The organism is Mesorhizobium sp. PAMC28654, from assembly GCF_020616515.1.
Taxonomy (GTDB): Bacteria; Pseudomonadota; Alphaproteobacteria; order Rhizobiales; family Rhizobiaceae; genus Mesorhizobium.
The window spans coordinates 3472424-3493572 of record NZ_CP085135.1 but is presented as its reverse complement, the minus strand read 5'-3'; the positions used below and the strand labels follow the sequence as shown (position 1 = coordinate 3493572).

The window sequence follows — 21149 nt, the reverse complement described above, 5'->3', positions numbered from 1 at the left end:
GTTGGCTGGAACGCCAAGCCTTCTGTTTGAAACATCTGTTCCCGGAACGAAAGAACCAAAATACCTAGTTGGTGAAATATTTATTCCATTTCGCGGCAAGGCGTCAAGGGCGATTCCGAAATCGGGTGTCGGATTCTCGGGGCCTGTTCGACAGTTTGCTCTCCGCCCTGGAGGGCAGGAGTGCCCGGCGCTAGATGTTTTCCGGCAGGTAGATGTCGAAGGGCAGGAACGTCTGCCCTGGCGCATTCGCGGCACCTGCTTCAAGGGCGTGACCCATCAGCGCGACGAGTTCACGGCAAAGGGCCGACAGCGGCGTGGAGATCACCATCGTCAGGATGTCGTCGGCCAGGGCCGCGCGTGATTGTGCGGTGATCTCGTTGCAGACGACCGCCGGCATCTCGGCGGGCTTTGCCTGCCTGAGTGCCGAGACCGCGCCCTCCATGCCGCCGCCGGCGACGTAGAGGCCGACCAGGTCTGGATGGCCTTCCAGAAGATCGATGATGGCGTCGTGCGTGATCTGGTTGGCTTCCAGATTGACAAGGGTTTCGAGCAAGGTGAATTCCGGCGCCTGCTCGCGAAAGAACGAGCGAAAGCCGATTTCGCGCATCTCGTGACCGTGGAAGCGGTGGCTGCCGACGAACAACGCGACCTTGCCAGGCCGCCTCGCCGCCTTCGAAATCATCCAGGCCGCGGTGCGCCCAACCTTGCGGTTATCGAGTCCGACATAGCCCTCGCGAATTCCAGACGCGAAGTCGGAAAGCAGGGAAAACACCGGCATGCCTTTGGCCTTCAAGGCCTCGACGGCGACCGTCAGCGTCGGATGATCCGGCCCGACCAGGGCAACGGCCCTGGATTTTGCCGCCAGCTTGCGCATCCGCTCGACGATCTCGTCGGGCGCCAGCGAATCGGCGAAGTCGATGGTGGCGACGCCACGAAAGCGCTGGGTCTGGGACACGGCCAGGTCGAGCTCCCGGGCGAATTCGCTGTAGAAGACGTCTTCCCGGCGCAGCAGCAGGAAGCCCAGCCGGTACTCCGGCAGTTCGTGGCGCATACGCTGCTTGATCAGCCCGGCGGCGTGATAGCCGATCGCGGTCGCGGTCTCGTAGACGCGGCGCGCTGTGTCCTCGCGCACCGGCAGGCGATTGTTGAGAACCCGGTCGACGGTGGCGACACTCACGCCTGAGATGCGCGCCAGATCTGTGATGGTCGGCCGTTTCGACATGAGTTTCCTGCCTGATTGCCTGACCCAGCAATACATCATTATGATGGGAAATGATAGAAACTATCTTTCTGATATTGAACCTATCATCGCTTGGCGTTATTTTGTGGGGAATAAGCTCCTGTGATGCAGGGCGTTCGCCCTCACGGAGGTCGTGCCCGACGGAGGCAGTCACGATGGAAGCAACATTATCCGCATCCGCAACGCCGTCACGGCGCGATTACAGCCTGATCGGTCGTGACGCGAAGCTTGCCGTCGAAAACGGACTGTCGGCGGCGGAATGGTATCACACCGACATTCCGCGCAAGCAGATGAAGGAGCTGATGCAGCGTTCCGACGGTCCGGCGATCCGCGACACCATCATCTGGCTCGCCGCCCTGATCTTGAGCGCTGCCGGTGGCATCTGGTTCTGGGGCACCTGGTGGTGTGTGCCGTTCTTCTTCGTCTATGGCGTCCTCTACGGCTCCTCGACGGATTCGCGCTGGCATGAATGCGGCCACGGCACCGCCTTCAGGACGCAGTGGATGAATGATGTGATCTATCAGATCGCCTGCTTCATGATCATGCGCAACCCGGTGACCTGGCGCTGGAGTCATACGCGCCATCACACCGACACGATCATCGTCGGCCGCGACCCCGAGATTTCCGTCATGCGGCCGCCGGATTTGCTGCGTGTCGTCCTCGGCTTCGTCGGCGTGCTCGACGCCTGGCGCGCCATGAGCGACATGGTGCGCAACGCCGCCGGCATCATCAGCCCGGCGGAAAAGACCTTCATTCCCGAGCAGGAACAGCCAAAGGCGATCCGCATCGCCCGCATCTGGACGGCAATCTATGCCGCCACCATTGGGCTGGCTTTCTATATGGGCTCATTCCTGCCCCTGATGCTGGTCGGCCTGCCGAGGCTCTATGGCGCCTGGCATCATGTGATGGTCGGCCTGTTGCAGCATGGCGGCCTGGCCGAGAATGTCACCGACCATCGGCTCAACAGCCGCACCGTCTACATGAATCCGATCAGCCGCTTCATCTATTGGAACATGAATTATCACGTCGAGCATCACATGTTCCCGATGGTGCCCTATCATGCGCTGCCGAAGCTGCACGCGCTGATCAAGCACGATCTGCCGGCGCCGACGCCATCAATCCTCGCCGGCTATCGCGAAATGATCCCCGCCTTCCTGCGCCAGTTGCGCAACGAAGACTATTTCATCAAGCGCGAGCTGCCGCCGACCGCCAAGCCGTATCGCGAGGATTTTCACAACGACGCCGCGATAGCGGCGGAATGACATGAGCCCGAAGCGGGCGCAGGATTCTACCGGGAGGATTTATGAGCGACTGGGTCGAGGCGTGTGACGCCACGGATATCGACGAAGAGGATGTGATGCGGTTCGACCATGGCGGCCGCACCTTCGCGATCTACCGTTCGCCGGATGACGAGTTCTTCGCCACGGACGGGCTGTGCACGCATGAGAAGGTGCATCTGGCCGACGGCCTGGTGATGGACGACATCATCGAATGCCCCAAGCACAATGGCCGCTTCAACTACAAGACGGGTGCGGCCCGGGGCGCGCCGGTCTGCGTCAACCTCAGGACTTATCCGGTCAAGGTCGACGCCGGCAAAGTCCTCGTCCAGATCGGGTGATGGCATGACGAAGGGGATGGTCATCATCGGCGCCGGCGAATGCGGCGGGCGAGCTGCCTTGGCGCTGCGCGACCTCGGCTATGACGGACCGGTGACGCTGGTCGGCGACGAGCCGCACCTGCCCTATGAGCGGCCACCGCTGTCCAAGGACGCGATGATCGGTGATGCGCCCGCCATCAAGGCGATCGCCAGCGACGAAGTGCTGGCGCAGCGTTCGATCCGGCACATCCATTCCGTCCAGGCCGTGGCGATCGACCGCGCCGCGCACGCGCTGCGCCTGTCCGATGGCTCGGTCCTCGCCTACGACAAGCTGCTGCTGGCGACGGGCTCGACGCCGCGCAAGCTGCCGATTCCGGGCCTGGGTTCGCGCTGCGTATATCTGAGGACCTTCGCCGACGCGCTGGCCATCCGGGCCCACTTGAAGTCCGGCAACCGCATCGCGATTGTCGGCGGCGGCTTCATCGGCCTGGAACTGGCGGCGGCCGCGCGCAAGCTGGGTGCTGATGTCACGGTCATCGAGGCGCAGCCACGCATCCTGATGAGGGGCGTGCCGGCCGAGATCGCGGAAATCATCCATCAGGCGCATGTCACCGAGGGCGTGGACATATTGTGCGGCGACGGCATCGCGGCCATCGCCGATGATGGGGCCGAGGTTCGTATTTCGCTGACCGGCGGCCGGGATGTCGTCGCCGACCTTGCTATCATCGGCATCGGCGCCGTGCCGGTGACCGCTCTCGCCGCCGAGGCCGGCCTGGCGATCGAAAACGGCATCGCCGTCGATGCCGAGCTTCGTACCGGCGATCCCGATATCTTCGCCGCCGGCGACTGCTGTTCGTTCCCGCTCGCCGTCTATGGCGGCCGCCGCGTGCGGCTGGAAGCCTGGCGCAATGCGCAGGAGCAGGGCGCTCTGGCGGCCAGGAATATGCTCGGCGCGGGTGAAGCGCATGCGGCCGTGCCGTGGTTCTGGTCGGATCAATACGGGCTCACCCTGCAGATCGCCGGCCTTTCGGATGAGGGAAGCAGCGTTGTCCGCCGCGATCTCGGCGACGGTGCCTTCATCCTGTTTCATCTAGCCGAGGACGGCAGGCTGGTCGCGGCCAGCGGCATCGGCCCCGGCAACGCGGTCGCCCGCGATATCAGACTGGCCGAGATGCTGATCGGCAAGCGAGCGAAACCCGCCCCGGATGCACTTGGCTCGCAAGAGGTCAAGCTGAAATCGCTGCTGGCGGCTTGAGCCACCAGACCAGGATCCCGAAAAGTGGAAGCCGGTTTTCCGACAAGGTCATGGTCAAACAAAAATTGAGGGGAAAACAATGTCACGCACGAGACCGACGGTCGCCGACCTGCAGTCGCTCAAGGGCAAGCGCCAGCTTTCCAAATTGCGGGTGTTCTCGCTTGAAGAGGCGGAGGCGGCCGAACGGGCCGGCATCGACATCATTTCGGTCACCTATGACCTCATTTTTGATCCACGGTTTCGCGACGCGGCGCCAACCTGTTTCGCCATCCCTGGAGACGAGCAGGCAAAAATGGGCGCGACCACCGACGAAATCCTGCGCACGGCGGTGAAGCTGCGCGCGGCCAGCGCCGACGCCATGTATTGCTCCGCCAGCCTGCTGACCATCCGCCGGTTGCGCGACGAGCATATTCCGGTCTGCGGCCATGTTGGCCTGATCCCGGCGCATGCAACCTGGACCGGCGGGTTCAAGGCGGTCGGCAAGACCGCCGAGAGCGCCGCCTTCATCTGGAGGCAGGTCAAGGACCTGGAAGCCGCCGGCGCTTTCGCCGCCGAGATCGAGGTGGTGCCGGCCGAAGTCGCAAGCGCGATCTCGCGGCGCACGCCGCTGATCATGGTATCGATGGGCGCCGGTGCCGGTTGCGACGCCCAGTACCTGTTCTCGGAAGACGTGCTCGGCACCAATCGCGGCCGCTATCCGCGCCATGCCAAGCGCTACCGCGACCTCGCGGCCGAATATGATCGCATCCAGAACGAGCGCGTCGCGGCCTTTCGCGAATATGCTGACGATATCCAGTCCGGCGCGTATCCGGCGCCGCGGCACATTGTCGGAGCCGACGCGGAAGAACTACGCAAATTCGCAGCGTTTTTAGAGACCCAACGATAGGCACGCGGCTGCAGGCTAGAGCATGATCCCGAAAAGTGGGAACCGGTTTTCCCAGACAAACGGTTCCCGTTTGTCCAGAGATCATGCTCAAACAAGAAGATAGAGCCTGTTCCATCCCGATTCCATCTGGATTGAACAAGCTCTAGAAAAGCGCCTTGAGCTCCGGCAATTTGTCGTTGACCAGCCAGCCGTAGTAATTCTCCTCCGGCAGTTTTTCCGGTTCGCCGGCGGCGCGGCGCCTGTCGTTCTCGGCCTTCAGCGCATAGGCGCGCTGTTCCGGGTTGCCGACATTGTAGAGCGTGGCGGTGAGGCCGGGATTGCCGGATATGTCGAAGCCGGCAATGCTCTTGTAGGCATCGATCGATTTCCTGATCGTCGCGGCCACATAGGGCAGCGTCAGGTCTGGATCCATGATGGTCTTGTAGACGGCGTTGGGGTCGCTGACGTCGAGCTTGGGCAGGCCGGAAATCCGGTGCACCAGATCGCTCATCTGCAGGGCGGTCAGGGGATTGAGCTGGCCGAGGCCAAAGGTCTGGCCGGCGTAGTAGGGCTGGAAGAAAGTGGCGCCGAAACGGTCGTCGGGAAAATTCTCCCCGCCGACATTCTTGCCCCGAAACGCATGGTTCCACACCTGCTCGCGACATGCCCACAGATCATAGCTGTCCGACATTCCAGCGCATGTCTTGAATTCGGGCCTTTGCACGAAATCGGTGATGTCCTCGCCGTTGTAGGCGAAGGATAGCTTGCTGGTCAGATAGGAGATCGCCTTGACGTAGTAGGTCTGCAGCCGGTCGTAGGCGTCGACATTGTAGGTATGCTCGCCAACGATTGCGCCGACGATGTGCAAGGGATCGATGCCATAGGCGGCTGCCGACTTCCTGATCTTGTTGCGAAGATCGGCGTCGTTCTGCAGCAGCGCGTAGACCTTGCGATATTTCGCCTGGAAAGTGGTGTTGGTCGCCTGCGTGCGCCGGCTCGAGGCGCCGGGTATCTCGGGCTGCTCGGCATTGCGGTTTCCTGGCGGCACCATCGTCGCCGCTTCCGCGGCGAACAGCGTCGCCGCGAGCGTCAAGCCAAGGATGACGAGGATCAGTTTCTTCATGCGCCGCCGCCTGTAAGTCTTGCGGGGCAAACTAGGTAAAGCCGCCAGGGGAGTCGAGGGCTGCATGGCCCCCGCAAGGCAAAAGCTGCCCAGTTGCTTCCATTTGGCCACACATCGAATAGGAGCGCCGGAGCAAGCCCGGCGCTGCCGTTGTTGCCGTCCTTCAAAGAATGAAGCGCGACAAATCCGTGTTTCTCGCCAGGTCGCCGACATGCTTTTCCACATAGGCGGCGTCGATGGTGACCGACGTGCCGTTGCGGTCGGGCGCGTCGTACGAAATCTCGTCCAGCACCCGTTCCATCACGGTCTGCAGTCGCCTTGCGCCGATATTCTCGACGCTGGCATTGAGGTCGACGGCGATGCCGGCCAGCGAATCGATGGCGTCTTCGGTGAAGGTCAGGTCGACGCCCTCGGTCTTCATCAGCGCGATATATTGCTTGATCAGGCTCGCCTCGGTCTCGGTCAGAATGCGGACGAAATCGTCTTTCTCCAGCGCCCGCAGCTCGACTCGGATCGGCAGGCGGCCCTGCAATTCCGGTAACAGGTCGGACGGCTTCGAGACGTGGAACGCACCCGAGGCGATGAACAGGATGTGGTCGGTCTTCAACGATCCGTACTTGGTTGCCACCGTGGTGCCTTCGATCAGCGGCAGCAGGTCGCGCTGCACGCCTTCCCGAGAAACGCCGGCGCCCATGCCGCCTTCACGCGACGCGATCTTGTCGATCTCGTCGAGGAAGACGATGCCATCATTCTCGGTCGCCTCCAGCGCCCGGCGCACCACCTCGTCCTGGTCGAGCAGCTTGTCGGATTCGTCGTTGACAAGCAGCGCGTAGGATTCCTTCACCGTGGTCTTGCGCGACTTGGTCTTCTTGCCGCCCATCGCCTTCGACAGCATGTCGTTGATGTTGAGCACGCCGATATTGGCGCCCGGCATGCCGGGGATATCGAAGCCGGGCATGCCGCCATTGCCGGTATCGGCCACCTCGATCTCGATCTCCTTGTCGTCGAGGTCGCCGTCGCGCAGCTTCTTGCGGAAGCTATCGCGGGTGGCCGGGCTCGCCGTCTTGCCGACAAGCGCTTCCAGCACGCGTTCCTCTGCGTTGACATGGGCGCGCGCCTTGACGTCCTCGCGCATCTTCTCGCGCACCAGGCCGATGGCGATCTCGACGAGGTCGCGGATGATCTGCTCGACGTCGCGGCCGACATAGCCGACCTCGGTGAACTTGGTCGCCTCGACCTTGACGAAAGGCGCACCGGCAAGGCGCGCCAGGCGGCGCGAGATCTCGGTCTTGCCGACACCCGTCGGCCCGATCATCAGGATGTTCTTCGGCATCACCTCTTCGCGCATCTGGCCTTCCAGCTGCTGGCGCCGCCAGCGGTTGCGTAGCGCAATGGCCACGGCGCGCTTGGCGTCCTTCTGGCCAATGATGAAGCGGTCGAGTTCAGAAACGATTTCGCGGGGAGAGAAGGTGCTCATGTCACTAAATTCCACTTTGCCACTGCTTGATGGCCTCGAACGGATGCAGCAGCATGATCACGTTGAGTGTCAGATTGTCCCGGATCAGATAGCCGGTACCGAGTTCGAAGAGGATGGCGAGGCTGACGACCACCCATATAGGTAGCCTTCGCGCCATCACAAATCCCAGCATCATGGCCAGTGTGTCGGACACCGAATTGATGATGCTGTCGCCGTAGTAGTCGAGCGAGATCGTGCCGGCGCGGTAGCGCTCGATGATGACGGGCTATTCTCCAGCAGTTCCCAGCCGCCTTCTATGGCAACCGCGAATGCCAGCCTGAGGCCGATCGGCGAGTTCGGGAACAGGAACCTCGCCAGCGCATAGAACAGGAAACCATGGATGATGTGCGAGAACGTGTACCAGTCCGAAATATGCTGGGAATTCTCCGAGCTGTTCACCACGCCATGCCAGAGTTTGACATAGCCGCAGGTGCAGATCGGCGGGTGGCCCATGAGGTAGAGCGTGACAGCCTGGAAAAGGATCAGGCCGAGAGCGATCAGCAGCCCCATCCGCCAGGTGTCTTCATAGGCCGAGACGTTTTTGTCCTCGCCGGATGTGGTCATGCCGTCATGCTTCCTCTTCCGCGTCGCCCTCTTCGGCATCGACAGCCATTAGCACGACATCGCCATATTCCGATTGCCTTCGGTCGACGATGCTGAAGCCGGCCTTTTCATAAGCGCGGATAGCTCGACCGTTGGCGGGGCTTGGGTCCATGACGACACGCGGCGCGCCTTCCTCGAACAGTTGCTCGACGAACTGGCGCACGATGGCCGAGCCGTGGCCGATCCCGATCAGTTCCGGTCGGCCGATCGACAGATCGATGCCCAGCGTGCCGAACGGCTGGTCGGCATAGGGATGGCCGTCTTCCATATGCGGGTCGTAACTTTGCAGGTAGCCGATCGGCTTGCCTTCGAGTTCGACGATCAGCGGCTCGACCGAGATGCTGTCGATATGCTCACGGATTCGGGCGATCTCTTTCTTCGGGTCGTCCCACCACTCGGCGACTTCAGGCTCGGCCAGCCATGCCGCGATCATCGGCAGGTCCCTTTCGGTCACCGGCCGAAAATCATAGTTATGTTCTGGTTGGGCCATGGCCTCTTCCGAAAACCGACTTCCACTTTTCGGGACCATGGCCGGCCGCTTCAGGCGGCATCGATCGTTTCGACGACGAAATTGTTGTTGGTGTAGACGCAGATTTCGGATGCGATCTGCATCGCCTTGCGGGCGATCTCCTCGGCATCCTTGTCGGTGTCCATCAACGCCCTTGCGGCCGCCAGCGCATAATTGCCGCCCGAGCCGATGGCCATGACGCCATGTTCCGGTTCGAGAACGTCGCCATTGCCGGTCAGCGCCAGCGAGACCGACTTGTCGGCAACCAGCATCATCGCCTCCAGCCGGCGCAGATAGCGGTCGGTGCGCCAGTCCTTGGCGAGCTCGACGCAGGCACGCGTCAACTGGTCGGGATATTGTTCGAGCTTGGCCTCAAGCCGCTCCAGAAGGGTGAAGGCGTCAGCGGTGGCGCCCGCGAAACCGGCGATGACATTGCCGCCCTTGCCGATGCGGCGCACTTTCCTGGCGTTGCCTTTCATGATGGTCTGGCCCAGGCTCACCTGGCCGTCACCGGCGATCACCACCTTGCCGCCCTTGCGCACCGTCACGATCGTCGTGGCGTGCATGGTCAGTTCATTCGACATCTACTGCTCCGATTCGCGCCATCCCCGGTAGGCAATTGGCGCGTTACGAGTGACTATGATCGGCCATATGTATGCACGGGACCAACGATTGCAAACGACCATGCGCAAGGGCTCGATACCGTCCGGCATGGCAACTGGCAATCGCCGGATCATGCTGCTAGAAGGCTCTCGTTTTCAAGCATGGAACGCTTCAAGCCCTGAAACGCTTGAAGCTCTAAAACTCTGGGACAAGGACAAGGTCATGTCGCCCCGTTCCGCCGAAGTCAGCCGCAAGACCAGGGAAACGGATATCTCCGTGTCTGTCCATGTCGACGGATCGGGCAAGTCCGACATGGCGACGGGCGTCGGCTTCTTCGACCATATGCTGGACCAGCTGTCGCGTCATTCGCTGATCGACATGACCGTCAAGGCCAAGGGCGACCTGCATATCGACGATCACCACACGGTCGAGGACACCGGCATCGTGCTCGGTCAGGCGCTGGCCAAGGCGCTGGGTGAGCGGCGCGGCATCATGCGCTACGCCTCGATCGATCTTGCCATGGACGAGACGCTGACGCGCGCGGCGGTCGATGTTTCCGGCCGTCCTTTCCTGGTCTGGAATGTTTCGTTTTCGTCGCCGAAGATCGGCACGTTCGACACCGAACTGGTGCGCGAATTCTTCCAGGCGCTGTCGCAGCATGCCGGGATCACCTTGCACGTGACCAACCACTATGGCGCCAACAACCATCATATCGCCGAGACCTGCTTCAAGGCGGTTGCGCGAGCGCTGCGCGCCGCACTCGAACGCGATCCGCGCCAGCCGGACGCGGTTCCCTCCACCAAGGGCTCTCTGAAGGGATAGGCCATGGCCAGCTATGTCGTCATGGAGCCGCCGGGCCGCAGCGAAAAGGTCGACACGACGACCTTTGTTCGCGACGGCTTCACCTGGCTCGGTTTCCTGGTGCCGCCGCTCTGGCTCGCCTGGCACAGACTGTGGGTCGAAGCCGGGCTGACCTTTGTCGTCATGGGCATTCTTTCGATGCTTGGCGAATGGCTCGGCCTCGGGCTGGCCGGCTCGCTGCTGTCGCTGCTCGTGTCGTTCTATGTCGGCCTGGAGGGGCAGGGCCTGCGCATCGCCTCGCTTCGCCGCCGCGGCTGGCATGAATGGGGCGTGGTCGCCGCCAGCTGGCTCGATGACGCCGACACGCGCTATACGCTGGAAACCGACACCCCGTCGGTTGAACGGGCGCCGGCGCAACGGATCGTTCCTGATGCCGCCCTGGCGCGCCCAGCGCAGATGGGCATGGCTCTTGGGCTGACCCACACACCGGGAAAACACTGAGATGCGGGTTGCCATCATTGACTATGGTTCGGGCAACCTCCGCTCGGCCACCAAGGCCTTTGAGCGCGCCGCGCGCGAAGCCGGTATTGCCGCCGCGATCGAGCTGACCGCCGATGCCGAGCGTGTCAGAACCGCCGACCGCATCGTCCTGCCCGGCGTCGGCGCCTATGCCGACTGCGCGGCTGGCTTGCGCGCCGTCGATGGCATGTGGGACGCGGTCGAGGAAGTCGCCATCACCAAGGGCCGGCCGTTCCTCGGCATTTGCGTTGGCATGCAGCTGATGTCGCAGCGTGGCTTGGAGAAGACCGTCACCAACGGCCTTGGCTGGATTGCCGGCGACGTCAAGGAGATCACGCCGGCCGATCCGGCGCTGAAGATCCCGCAGATCGGTTGGAATACGATTGAGCTCTGCCGCAAGCATCCGCTGTTTTCCGGCATCCCGACTGGCGCGAGCGGATTGCACGCCTATTTTGTCCATTCCTACCATCTGGATGCGCTGAAGCCCGAAGAGATGCTGGCGGTGGCCGATTATGGCGGCCCGGTAACGGCCGCCGTCGCTCGCGACAATCTGGTTGGCACGCAATTCCATCCCGAAAAGAGCCAGGCCCTGGGCCTGGCGCTGATCACCAATTTCCTGCGCTGGAGGCCCTGAGGACCATGAGCAAGAGGGGCTATTGGATGGCAATGATCGATGTCCGCGATCCCGAGGTCTACAAGCAGTACATCGAGGCCAATGCCGTACCGTTTGCGAAGTATGGCGCCAAGTTTGCCGTGCGGGCCGGCCGCCATGAGAATCCGGAAGGACCGACCGGCAATCGCCACGTGCTGGTCGAGTTCGAATCCTACGACAAGGCGGTCGAGTGCTACCATTCGCCCGAATACCAGCAGGCCTCGAAATTCCGGCTTGTCGCCTCGACCGGCCATTTCGTCATCGTCGAGGGTGCCTGAACGGATGATCCTTTTTCCAGCGATAGACCTCAAGGACGGCCAGTGCGTGCGGCTGAAGCACGGCGATATGGCGACCGCGACGATCTACAATGACGATCCGGCAGCTCAGGCCAAGGCCTTCGAGGAGCAGGGCTTCGAGTGGCTGCATGTCGTCGATCTCAACGGCGCGTTCCAGGGCCAGAGCGTCAACAGCGCGGCGGTCGGCGCCATCCTCAAGGCGACGAAGAATCCGGTACAGCTTGGTGGCGGCATCCGCACTCTGCCGCAAATCGAGGACTGGCTCGATCGCGGCCTTGCGCGCGTCATACTCGGCACTGTCGCGGTGCGCGATCCCGACCTGGTCAAACAGGCCTGCAAGGCATTTCCCGGCAAGGTCGCCGTCGGCATTGACGCCAAGGGCGGCAAGGTGGCGGTCGAGGGCTGGGCCGAGGTGTCGAGCCTCGGCGTCATCGAACTGGCGAAGAAATTCGAGGGCGCCGGCGTCGCCGCAATCATCTACACCGACATCGATCGCGATGGCGTGCTGACGGGCATCAACTGGGACGCCACCATCGATCTCGCCGAGGCGGTGTCGATCCCGGTCATCGCTTCCGGCGGCCTCGCTTCGATCGCCGACATCGTGCGCATGACCATGCCCGATGCCCAAAAGCTCGAAGGCGCGATCTCCGGCCGCGCGCTCTACGACGGACGCATCGACCCGGCCGAGGCGCTGGCGATCCTGCGTGGCAGGCCAGTAGCGGAGACGACAGCGTGAAAATCTCGATTATCCTGGCGTCGTATGACAGCGGCCACTTTCACGGCGGCTGTGGTCAGGGTCCGGATGCGCTCATCGCCGGCGGGCTCGTCGAAGCCTTGACACTTGCCGGACACGAGGTTTCCGTCGGGGATATCGGCAGGTTGGGCGATGGGCAGGAGCGCGAGATCGCCACTGGCTTCGCGGTTTGCAATGCCGTGTCGGGCGAAGTCCGTATTGCCCGCGACAGAGGGCGGTTTCCCATCGTTCTCGCTGGAAATTGCCTGACATCAGCCGGCGCGGTGGCGGGCGAAGGCGCGGACGCGATCATCTGGGCCGACCAGCATGGCGACCTCAACACGCCCGAGACATCCACAACCGGCTTTCTCGACGGCATGGCGCTGGCAACGGTTCTGGGACTGTGCTGGGGGCCGATGGCCAAGGCCGTTCCCGGCTTCCAGCCGATCGATCCCTCGCGCTGCGTGCTCCTTAATGCGCGCGACCTCGATCCAGCGGAAACGCAGTTGCTGGAGAGCTTGCCCATCATCCGGACGGAATGCCCGAATGCGGCAAGTTCGGCTGAAAGGCTGAAGAGCGCCGGGGCGAAGCGAGTGCATATGCATATCGACCTCGATGTCCATGATCCCGAGAAACTCCAGGCCAACCGTTACGCTGATCCCGGCGGCCCCGCTCCGGAACAGTTGCGCCAGGCGGCTTGCAGCATGGCGCTTTCGGTGCCGCTGGTTGGCATCACCATCTCCGCCTATGATCCGGCATTCGACGCGCAGGCGGATGTTCCGCCGCTGGTCGGTCAGCTGCTGAACGATCTGCTCACGACCATAGAGGCCAGGTGATGCTGAAGGCTCGCGTTATTCCCTGTCTCGACGTCAAGAATGGTCGCGTCGTCAAGGGCGTCAATTTCGTCGACCTGATCGATGCCGGTGATCCCGTGGAAGCGGCCAAGGCCTATGACGCCGCCGGCGCCGATGAGCTTTGCTTTCTCGACATCACCGCTTCGTCGGACAATCGCGAAACCATCTTCGATGTCATCGCCCGCACGGCGGAACAATGCTTCATGCCGCTGACCGTCGGTGGCGGCGTGCGCCAGATCGCCGATATCAGGAAGCTGCTGCTGGCCGGCGCCGACAAGGTGTCGATCAACACGGCGGCGGTGAAGAACCCGGATTTCGTCGCTGAAGCCGCCGACAAGTTCGGCAACCAGTGCATCGTCGTTGCCATCGACGCCAAGAAAGTCTCCGGCACCGGCGAGGCCGACCGCTGGGAGATTTTCACCCATGGCGGGCGGGAGAAGACCGGCATCGATGCGATCGAATTCGCGCGCCAGATGGTCGATCGCGGCGCCGGCGAAATCCTTTTGACGTCGATGGACCGCGACGGCACCAAGGCCGGCTACGACATTGCGCTGACCCGTGCGGTCGCCGATGCGGTGCGCGCGCCGGTCATCGCGTCCGGCGGCGTCGGTACACTCGACCACATGGTCGAAGGCATCCGCGATGGCCATGCCGGCGCGGTTCTGGCGGCTTCCATCTTCCATTTCGGCACCTACACCATAGCGCAGGCCAAGGCGCATATGGCCGAGGCCGGTCTGCCGATGCGGCTGGACTCCCTTGGTAATCGGTCTTAAAGCATGACCCCGGAAAGTGGGAACCGGTTTTCGGAAAAGATCATGCTTAAACAAGCAGATAGATGGCGGCTATGACCGAGTTTTCGCTCTCCGATCTTGAAAAAATCGTCCGGGAACGCGCGCATTCCGGTGACCCGGATTCATGGACGGCAAAGCTGTTCGCGCGCGGCATCGACAAGGCGGCGCAGAAGCTCGGTGAAGAGGCGGTCGAGACCGTGATTGCCGCCGTCAAGGGCGACAAGCAGGGCCTCGTTTCGGAAAGCGCCGATCTCATATATCATTGGCTCGTCGTTCTCGGCATTGCGGGCGTTCCGTTGAGCGATGTGCTCAAGGAGCTTGAAGCCCGCACGGGCCGTTCTGGCATCGCCGAAAAGGCATCCCGGCCGCAGGGCTGATCGCGGGAGGTAGAAGACTCGATGGACCAGCTCGCTCCCACCGAGAAATATTCGCCCTTTCGTTTCTTCTCGGCCGAGCAGTGGTCGCACTTCCGCGCCGACACGCCGCTGACGTTGAGCGAGGACGAGTTCCGCCGCTTGCGGTCGCTCAACGACCCTGTCGACCTCGAGGAGGTCAAGCGCATCTATCTGTCGCTGTCGCGGCTCCTGTCCGCCCATGTCGAGGCGAGCCAGCTTCTGTTCCGGCAGCGCCAGGCCTTCTTCAACGCCATCGATATCGTCAAGACGCCGTTCATCATCGGCATTGCCGGTTCCGTCGCGGTCGGCAAGTCGACCACGGCGCGCGTGCTCAAGGAATTGCTGGCGCGCTGGCCGTCGAGCCCCAAGGTCGATCTCATCACCACCGACGGCTTCCTGCTTCCCAACGAGGTACTGCGCCGCGACAATCTGATGGAACGCAAGGGTTTTCCCGACAGCTATGACGTCGGCGCGCTGCTGCGTTTCCTGTCAGGCATCAAGTCGGCGCAGCGCAATATCCGCGCTCCCGTCTATTCGCACTTGACCTATGACGTCATTCCCGGCGAGTTCGTCACCATCGACCGACCCGACATCCTGATCTTCGAAGGCATCAATGTGCTGCAGCCCGGCAAGCTGCCTCAGGACGGCAAGATTGTGCCTTTCCTGTCGGACTTCTTCGATTTCGCCATTTATATCGACGCCGACGAGGATCTGATCCATCACTGGTACATTGCCCGCTTCATGCGGCTGCGCGAAACCGCCTTCCGCAATCCGGACTCCTTCTTCCATCGCTACTCGCAGCTGTCGGAGGATTCGGCGCGCGCCATCGCCGAAGGCCTGTGGACCAACATCAACCTGAAGAACCTGCGCGAGAACATCCTGCCGACGCGCGCCCGCGCCGATCTCATCCTGCGTAAGGGCGCCGACCATCTGGTCGAGGAAGTGGCGCTCAGGAAGTTGTAACAACGCGGTTAACGGCACCTTAGGCAATCCGGACTAGTCTCCGATGCAATTTAGCGGGTGTCGGGAGCAGCCTGTGTTCAATGCGAACAATGCCGCAAGTCGCGAACGCGCGGTCTATTCTTTGGTTATTCCGATTTTCAACGAGGAAGCAGTCCTTCCGCTGCTCATTCGGCGCATCACCATGCTGCTCGACGCGCTGGACGCCAACGCCGAGGCCATCTTTGTCGACGACGGCAGCAGCGACACCAGCGTCATCTACCTGCGTGGAATGGCAGCCCAGGAACCACGCTTCAAGCTGATTGAATTGTCGCGCAATTTCGGCCACCAGATCGCGATTTCAGCTGGCATGGATGCCGCTGCCGGCGAAGCCGTCATCGTCATGGACGCCGACCTGCAGGACCCGCCTGAAGTCGTGCTCGACCTGATCGCCAAGTGGAAGGAAGGATATGAGATCGTCTACGCCCGCCGGATCAGGCGGGACGGTGAGACGCTGTTCAAGCGCTTGACGGCGAACCTGTTTTACCGGTTTCTGGAAAAAATGACCTTGGTAGCCATCCCGCGCGACGTCGGCGATTTTCGTCTTGTTGGTCGCAAGGCCCTGGAGACGTTCAAGCGCATGCCGGAACGCGACCGCTTCGTGCGCGGCATGTTTGGTTGGATGGGTTTCAAGCAGACAGCCGTTCTGTTCGAGCGGCCGGCACGTGCTGCGGGCGAGACCAAATACCCCTTCTGGAAGATGTTGCGGCTCGCCGTCCATGGCATCGTAAGCTTCTCCGAAAAACCGCTGCGCATCGCACTTTGGGGCGGTTTGGCGATTTCTGGCATGGCTGCCTGCCTTGGGGTTTTCGCCGTATTTGCCTGGCTGTTCGATGCCGGCGTTGTTCACGGCTGGGCTTCGACAGTCGTCATTGTCTCCTTCTTCTCGGGCATCAATCTTTTCATGACCGGAGTGATCGGCCTCTATGTCGGCGGTATTCATGCCGAAGTGAAGCGGCGGCCGCTATACGTCGTCGATCGGTTGACCGGCTTCGAAGAGACGATAGCAGCTCATGCCGGGCGCTTAAGTGAAGAAACGGCAAAGGCCATCAATGAGCAAAGGAAGTTCGGTTGATGGCAAACCTCTTCGACGCCTACAAGTCGACGTACAATGATGCGGTACAGGATTCGATCCGCTTTTCCGGGCTGAAACATGATTTCTTCCTGAAAGCCAAGGCAGACCTGCTCGCACGCCTGATCAACGAGCGCGGGCTTTGCGGCGAGAGGCCCGTCCGTGCTCTTGATGTCGGCTGCGGCGTGGGCGCGCTTCATCCCTTTCTGAAGCAATTTCTTCCAAAACTCAGTGGGTGCGACGTTTCGAGTGAATCAATCACGCGGGCACGGCAGGACAATTCCTGGGTCGATTATTCCGCTTACGAAGGGCCAAAACTCCCTTACGCAGACGCCAGCTTTGATCTCGCATTCGCCATCTGCGTGGTCCACCACGTGCCGCCTGCCGGTTGGCCGGCCTTCTTCTCGGAGATGAAGCGGATCCTGCGGCCAAATGGAATTGCCTGCGTAATCGAACATAACCCGTTCAATCCGATGACGCGCCTTGCCGTGTTGCGGTGTCCGTTCGATGCCGATGCCGTGCTGATCAGGCCCGGTGCGGCCGAGAGTCTTTTTCGATCCCAGGGCTTTTCGGACATAGCCAGGGAGCATTTCCTGCTGTTTCCCTTCGAGCATCCCGCGCTACGCACGATCGAGCGGCATTTTTCGAAGTTACCATTCGGGGCTCAATATGCCTGCAGCGCGCGCGCCTGATATCGCTGGTTGGCCGCGCCTGATCGTGCCCGTTTCGAGCTGCGCGAAAGCGGTGGCCCATCTTGTTGAGCATTTTGCGTTCCGGAAGCTCTGATCGGGGTCAAGGACAGCCTCTTTCAAGCAGGTAGCGTCACCCGCCGCAGCGTCAGATTGATCCGCCCGCCATGCTTCAGCAAGGCGGAAGTCGATGGATAGATGCGGTCGACGCCGTGGAAGCAGAGGCGGCCCTCACCGCCGAGCACCACGACATCGCCGCTCTTCAGCCTGAACGACCGGGTAGCCCCTTCGCGCGTCGTCTGGCCGACCCGGAACAGGCAGTCGTCTCCCAGCGAAACCGAGACGACAGGCGCGGAAAGGTCACTCTCGTCGCGGTCCTGGTGCAGTCCCATCCTGGCGTCTCCGGTGTAGAAATTGACCAGGCACGCCTCGGGTGCATGCGGATAACCAGACACTTGCCGCCACAGTTCCAGCAGAGCCTCGGGGATCGACGGCCAGGGCGACCCGGTCAGCGGGTGCGTCGGCTGGTAGCGATAGCCGCGTTCCTTGTCCGTGACCCAGCCGAGCGGACCACAATTGGTCATGCGCACGCTCATCTCCTTGCCGGTGCGCGGCATCGCCGGCACGAACAAGGGCGCTTCCTGCACGACCCGTCTCACATCCTCCACAAGCGCCTCCTGCGCGACACGCGACAAGTAGCCGGGCATATGGCGGACGCCTTTGGGCAGGACGAGCATGGTCTGAACGACGGTCCGATTGGTGGTGCGAGAACCAAGGATGCCATGAAGATGAGCGAGCGACGAGCCGAAAAGCCTCGCTCAGTCGTCGCCGATCCTGCCGCGCAGCTTTTTCACCGTCGACCGCCCGGCCTTCGTCTTGAGGCGGCGTTCGACGGACCCTTTCGATGGCCTGGTCTTCTTGCGCGGCGGCGGTGGCGGCTCTGCCGCCTTGGCCACCAGTGCTGTAAGCCGCGCCCGTGCATCCGCACGGTTCTGTTCCTGCGTACGGAAGCGCCCGGCCTCGATGACGATGACGCCGTCCTTGGTGGCACGCTGGCCGGCCAGCTTTATGGTCCGCTCGCGCACGCGCTCCGACAGGCCCCGCGCATTCGCCGCGTCGAAGCGCAGTTGCACGGCCGTCGCCACCTTGTTGACGTTCTGGCCGCCCGGACCCGACGAGCGGATGAAGTCCTCATGCAGGTCATCCGGATGGATGACCGCGCCATTGGCAATGATGATCGTATCGTCGGCACTCATGATGCAGTCATGGCGCGGCGGCTGGAAAAAGAAAAGGCCCGATCGAAACCGGGCCTTGCTGTGAACCTCGGACTGCCGGGGGATCGTTACTCGGCAACTTCCCGCATGCCAGGCGCGGCGCCCAGCACGGCGGCATCGACATGGCTTTCGAATTTTTCGAAATTGACGGTGAACATGCCGACCAGCCTTGCCGCTTGCCGGTCGTAGGCTGCCTTGTCGGCCCAGGTCGACCTCGGGTCGAGGATCGCGCCATCGACACCGGGAACTTCCGTCGGTACTTCGAAACCGAAATTGGCGTCGGTGCGGAATTCCGCCGTCTTGAGCGAGCCGTCGAGGGCCGCCGCGAGCAGTGCCCGCGTCGCCTTGATCGGCATGCGCCTGCCGGTCCCGTAGGCGCCGCCGGTCCAGCCGGTATTGACCAGCCAGCAATCGGCGCCATGGCGGGCAATCAGCTCCCGCAGCAGATTGCCGTATTCCGAGGGATGGCGCGGCATGAACGGCGCGCCAAAGCAGGTCGAGAACGTCGCTTCGGGCTCGGTCACGCCCTTTTCGGTTCCGGCCACCTTGGCCGTGTAGCCGGAAAGGAAATGGTACATCGCCTGCGCCGAGGTCAGCCGCGCGATCGGCGGCATCACGCCGAAGGCGTCGGCGGTCAGCATGATGATGTTCTTGGGATGATGGGCGCGCCCGGTCTTGCTGGCGTTGGGGATGAAGTCCAGCGGATAGGCGCAGCGCGTGTTTTCGGTCAGCCGGCCGTCATTGAAATCAGGCACGCGGTCGGCGTCGAGGATCACGTTCTCCAGCACCGTGCCGAAACGCTGCGTCGTGGCGAAGATTTCCGGCTCGGCTTCCGCCGAGAGCTTGATCGTCTTGGCGTAGCAGCCGCCTTCGAAGTTGAAGATGCCGTGCGGCCCCCAGCCGTGCTCGTCGTCACCGACCAGCGTGCGTGACGGATCGGCCGACAGCGTCGTCTTGCCGGTCCCGGAAAGCCCGAAGAAGATGGCTGCGTCGCCTTTGTCGCCTTCATTGGCCGAGCAATGCATCGGCATCACGCCCTTCGCCGGCAACAGGTAGTTGAGCATGGTGAACACCGACTTCTTCATCTCGCCGGCATAGGAGGTGCCGCCGATCAGCACGATCTTGCGCGAAAGGTCGACGGCGATGATCGTTTCGGTCCGGCTGCCGTGGCGGGCCGGGTCGGCGCGGAACGACGGCAGGTCGATGATCGTCATCTCCGGCACGAAATGCTCGAGCTCGGCGGCCTCCGGGCGGATCAGCAGATTGCGGATGAACAGGGAATGCCAGGCCAGTTCGGTGACGACCCTTGTCGTCAGCTTCAGCTCCGCGTCGGCGCCGCCGACCAGATCCTGCACATAGAGGTCCTTGTCCGCCGCGTGGGCGCGAAAATCGGCGAGCAGCGTTTCGAACTGGGCCGGCGAAATCGACTTGTTGTTGTCCCACCACACATGCGGGCCGGTGGCCTCATCGCGCACGACAAACTTGTCCTTCGGCGAGCGGCCGGTGTGCTGGCCGGTTTCGGCCATCAGCGCGCCCTGCGCGGTCAGCCGGGCCTCGTTGCGCCGGATCGCTTCCTCGTAAAGCGCGGCCGCGCCGAAATTATAGCGCACGACGCCTGTGGTTTTCAGGCCGATCCGATCGATCGCGCAGGCTAAATTGCGTTTGCCGGCTTCCGACATCAAGTGTCCCTTCTTCGATTTGCCGCATCGTGGCCGGTGAATTCCCGGCAGCCCGCCGCGGGGCTGGAAGGGTCAGAACCAGAAAAGCCGAATGATATCAAATCATTAATCGATTTAAAAAATTTGAAAGTTGTTTAAATCGTTTATATGTGCAAAAAGTCCGGTGGTTGCCCAAAGGATTGGCGGCGTTTATTCGTCCAATCCATGTCGAGGTACGTTTGTGGTCGCCATCATGCCGTTCGTGACAGCGGCTGAAGCCTATGCCACATTTTGTACCTAATTTGTCCTGCAAAAGCCCCTTCTCGACGAAAGAAGGGACAGCTCATGAGGGAGCCGCTTGAAATGGCAACAATCGCGCTTGTCGATGACGACCGCAACATTCTGACGTCGGTGTCGATCGCTCTCGAATCCGAGGGCTATCGCGTCGAAACCTACACGGATGGTGCGTCGGCGCTGGAGGGGCTGGCCGCGCGCCCGCCGAATCTCGCCATCCTCGACATTAAGATGCCGCGCATGGACGGCATGGAATTGCTGCGCCGGATGCGCCAGAAATCCGACCTGCCGGTGATCTTCCTGACTTCCAAGGATGATGAGATCGACGAGCTTTTCGGCCTCAAGATGGGTGCCGACGATTTTATCCGCAAACCCTTTTCGCAGCGTCTCCTGGTCGAGCGGGTGCGCGCCGTGCTGCGCCGTGCCAGTGCTCGCGAGGCTGCGGCCAAGGCGCCCAGCCAGCAGGCGCGTTCGCTCGAGCGTGGCCAGCTTGTCATGGACCAGGAGCGTCACACCTGCACCTGGAAAGGTGAGCCGGTGACGCTCACCGTCACCGAATTCCTGATCCTGCATTCGCTGGCGCAGCGTCCCGGTGTCGTAAAAAGCCGTGATGCGCTGATGGATTCGGCTTATGATGAGCAGGTCTATGTCGATGACCGCACCATCGACAGCCACATCAAGCGGCTGCGCAAGAAGTTCAAGGCCGTCGATGACGACTTCGAGATGATCGAAACCCTTTACGGAGTCGGATACCGGTTCCGCGAAGCATGAGTTGGTGCATGCCGCACGACGATATGCATCGAAATAGAGAT

General features: G+C 62.1%; 24 protein-coding genes and 1 pseudogene. 16 read left to right on the top strand and 9 right to left on the bottom strand.

Annotation, left to right across the window (positions count from 1 at the left end; translation table 11 throughout):
* Nucleotides 1-190: 190 nt before the first annotated feature.
* The gene (locus LGH82_RS17050; RefSeq protein WP_227343856.1) at nt 191-1222 is read right to left on the bottom strand and encodes a LacI family DNA-binding transcriptional regulator; all 1032 of its coding nucleotides are present in this window, start codon (nt 1220-1222) and stop codon (nt 191-193) included.
* 173 nt (nt 1223-1395) lie between these two features.
* Here LGH82_RS17050 and LGH82_RS17045 point away from each other — a divergent pair, with 173 nt between their 5' ends.
* The 4 genes from LGH82_RS17045 to LGH82_RS17030 all read left to right on the top strand — a co-directional run bounded on the left by LGH82_RS17045 (nt 1396) and on the right by LGH82_RS17030 (nt 4978).
* Complete coding sequence (locus LGH82_RS17045; RefSeq protein WP_227343855.1) at nt 1396-2502, top strand: fatty acid desaturase family protein; 1107 nt, start codon at nt 1396-1398, stop codon at nt 2500-2502.
* Between the two features lie 41 nt (nt 2503-2543).
* Nucleotides 2544-2858 carry a MocE family 2Fe-2S type ferredoxin gene (locus LGH82_RS17040; protein WP_227343854.1) on the top strand — a complete coding sequence of 105 codons (315 nt, stop codon included), beginning with the start codon at nt 2544-2546 and terminating at the stop codon, nt 2856-2858.
* A gap of 4 nt (nt 2859-2862) precedes the next feature.
* On the top strand, nt 2863-4092 hold the full coding sequence (locus LGH82_RS17035; protein ID WP_227343853.1) for an NAD(P)/FAD-dependent oxidoreductase: 1230 nt from the start codon (nt 2863-2865) through the stop codon (nt 4090-4092).
* Between the two features lie 79 nt (nt 4093-4171).
* A complete protein-coding gene (locus LGH82_RS17030; RefSeq protein WP_227343852.1) occupies nt 4172-4978 on the top strand; it encodes a 3-methyl-2-oxobutanoate hydroxymethyltransferase in 807 nt (268 codons plus the stop codon).
* Nucleotides 4979-5120: 142 nt separating this feature from the next.
* Here the strand turns inward: LGH82_RS17030 and LGH82_RS17025 are convergent, their stop codons facing one another.
* The 5 genes and pseudogenes from LGH82_RS17025 to hslV all read right to left on the bottom strand — a co-directional run bounded on the left by LGH82_RS17025 (nt 5121) and on the right by hslV (nt 9291).
* Nucleotides 5121-6080, bottom strand: a complete 960-nt coding sequence (locus LGH82_RS17025) for a DUF1402 family protein (RefSeq protein ID WP_227343851.1) — start codon at nt 6078-6080, stop codon at nt 5121-5123.
* Nucleotides 6081-6243: 163 nt separating this feature from the next.
* Nucleotides 6244-7557, bottom strand: a complete 1314-nt coding sequence (hslU, locus tag LGH82_RS17020) for an ATP-dependent protease ATPase subunit HslU (protein ID WP_227343850.1) — start codon at nt 7555-7557, stop codon at nt 6244-6246.
* A gap of 4 nt (nt 7558-7561) precedes the next feature.
* Nucleotides 7562-8160 (bottom strand): annotated as a pseudogene (locus LGH82_RS17015) (DUF2585 domain-containing protein).
* 4 nt (nt 8161-8164) lie between these two features.
* Nucleotides 8165-8689: a GNAT family N-acetyltransferase gene (locus LGH82_RS17010; RefSeq protein ID WP_227343849.1), complete on the bottom strand. Its 525-nt coding sequence runs from the start codon at nt 8687-8689 to the stop codon at nt 8165-8167.
* 50 nt (nt 8690-8739) lie between these two features.
* Nucleotides 8740-9291, bottom strand: a complete 552-nt coding sequence (gene hslV / locus LGH82_RS17005; RefSeq protein ID WP_227343848.1) for an ATP-dependent protease subunit HslV — start codon at nt 9289-9291, stop codon at nt 8740-8742.
* A 241-nt stretch (nt 9292-9532) separates the two neighbouring features.
* On the opposite strand from hslV, the gene hisB reads away from it, so the two are divergent.
* From hisB to LGH82_RS16950, 11 genes are all read left to right on the top strand, one after another.
* Nucleotides 9533-10132 carry an imidazoleglycerol-phosphate dehydratase HisB gene (gene hisB / locus LGH82_RS17000; RefSeq protein WP_227343847.1) on the top strand — a complete coding sequence of 200 codons (600 nt, stop codon included), beginning with the start codon at nt 9533-9535 and terminating at the stop codon, nt 10130-10132.
* Nucleotides 10133-10135: 3 nt separating this feature from the next.
* Nucleotides 10136-10612, top strand: a complete 477-nt coding sequence (locus LGH82_RS16995; RefSeq protein ID WP_227343846.1) for a DUF2628 domain-containing protein — start codon at nt 10136-10138, stop codon at nt 10610-10612.
* Nucleotide 10613: 1 nt separating this feature from the next.
* The gene (hisH, locus tag LGH82_RS16990; protein ID WP_227343845.1) at nt 10614-11264 is read left to right on the top strand and encodes an imidazole glycerol phosphate synthase subunit HisH; all 651 of its coding nucleotides are present in this window, start codon (nt 10614-10616) and stop codon (nt 11262-11264) included.
* A gap of 5 nt (nt 11265-11269) precedes the next feature.
* Entirely contained in the window at nt 11270-11560 is a 291-nt protein-coding gene (locus LGH82_RS16985; RefSeq protein WP_227343844.1) for a DUF1330 domain-containing protein, read from the top strand.
* A 4-nt stretch (nt 11561-11564) separates the two neighbouring features.
* Complete coding sequence (gene hisA, locus LGH82_RS16980; RefSeq protein ID WP_227343843.1) at nt 11565-12314, top strand: 1-(5-phosphoribosyl)-5-[(5-phosphoribosylamino)methylideneamino]imidazole-4-carboxamide isomerase; 750 nt, start codon at nt 11565-11567, stop codon at nt 12312-12314.
* Nucleotides 12311-13147 carry an arginase family protein gene (locus LGH82_RS16975; RefSeq protein ID WP_227343842.1) on the top strand — a complete coding sequence of 279 codons (837 nt, stop codon included), beginning with the start codon at nt 12311-12313 and terminating at the stop codon, nt 13145-13147. The genes hisA and LGH82_RS16975 overlap by 4 nt, the downstream gene beginning before the upstream one ends.
* The gene (gene hisF / locus LGH82_RS16970; protein ID WP_227343841.1) at nt 13144-13938 is read left to right on the top strand and encodes an imidazole glycerol phosphate synthase subunit HisF; all 795 of its coding nucleotides are present in this window, start codon (nt 13144-13146) and stop codon (nt 13936-13938) included. The genes LGH82_RS16975 and hisF overlap by 4 nt, the downstream gene beginning before the upstream one ends.
* A 71-nt stretch (nt 13939-14009) precedes the next feature.
* Nucleotides 14010-14333 carry a phosphoribosyl-ATP diphosphatase gene (locus LGH82_RS16965; protein ID WP_227349613.1) on the top strand — a complete coding sequence of 108 codons (324 nt, stop codon included), beginning with the start codon at nt 14010-14012 and terminating at the stop codon, nt 14331-14333.
* 21 nt (nt 14334-14354) lie between these two features.
* A complete protein-coding gene (coaA, locus tag LGH82_RS16960; RefSeq protein ID WP_227343840.1) occupies nt 14355-15314 on the top strand; it encodes a type I pantothenate kinase in 960 nt (319 codons plus the stop codon).
* Between the two features lie 73 nt (nt 15315-15387).
* Nucleotides 15388-16425 carry a glycosyltransferase family 2 protein gene (locus LGH82_RS16955; RefSeq protein ID WP_227343839.1) on the top strand — a complete coding sequence of 346 codons (1038 nt, stop codon included), beginning with the start codon at nt 15388-15390 and terminating at the stop codon, nt 16423-16425.
* The gene (locus LGH82_RS16950; RefSeq protein WP_227343838.1) at nt 16425-17114 is read left to right on the top strand and encodes a class I SAM-dependent methyltransferase; all 690 of its coding nucleotides are present in this window, start codon (nt 16425-16427) and stop codon (nt 17112-17114) included. The genes LGH82_RS16955 and LGH82_RS16950 overlap by 1 nt, the downstream gene beginning before the upstream one ends.
* 116 nt (nt 17115-17230) lie before the next feature.
* On the opposite strand, the gene LGH82_RS16945 is transcribed toward LGH82_RS16950, so the two are convergent.
* From LGH82_RS16945 to LGH82_RS16935, 3 genes are all read right to left on the bottom strand, one after another.
* Nucleotides 17231-17848 carry an alpha-ketoglutarate-dependent dioxygenase AlkB family protein gene (locus tag LGH82_RS16945; RefSeq protein WP_227343837.1) on the bottom strand — a complete coding sequence of 206 codons (618 nt, stop codon included), beginning with the start codon at nt 17846-17848 and terminating at the stop codon, nt 17231-17233.
* 81 nt (nt 17849-17929) lie between these two features.
* The gene (arfB, locus tag LGH82_RS16940) at nt 17930-18367 is read right to left on the bottom strand and encodes an alternative ribosome rescue aminoacyl-tRNA hydrolase ArfB (protein ID WP_227343836.1); all 438 of its coding nucleotides are present in this window, start codon (nt 18365-18367) and stop codon (nt 17930-17932) included.
* Between the two features lie 86 nt (nt 18368-18453).
* Nucleotides 18454-20064: a phosphoenolpyruvate carboxykinase gene (locus tag LGH82_RS16935; RefSeq protein WP_227343835.1), complete on the bottom strand. Its 1611-nt coding sequence runs from the start codon at nt 20062-20064 to the stop codon at nt 18454-18456.
* 342 nt (nt 20065-20406) lie between these two features.
* Between LGH82_RS16935 and LGH82_RS16930 the strand changes: the two genes are divergently transcribed.
* Nucleotides 20407-21108: a response regulator transcription factor gene (locus LGH82_RS16930; RefSeq protein ID WP_010912942.1), complete on the top strand. Its 702-nt coding sequence runs from the start codon at nt 20407-20409 to the stop codon at nt 21106-21108.
* Nucleotides 21109-21149 lie beyond the last annotated feature (41 nt).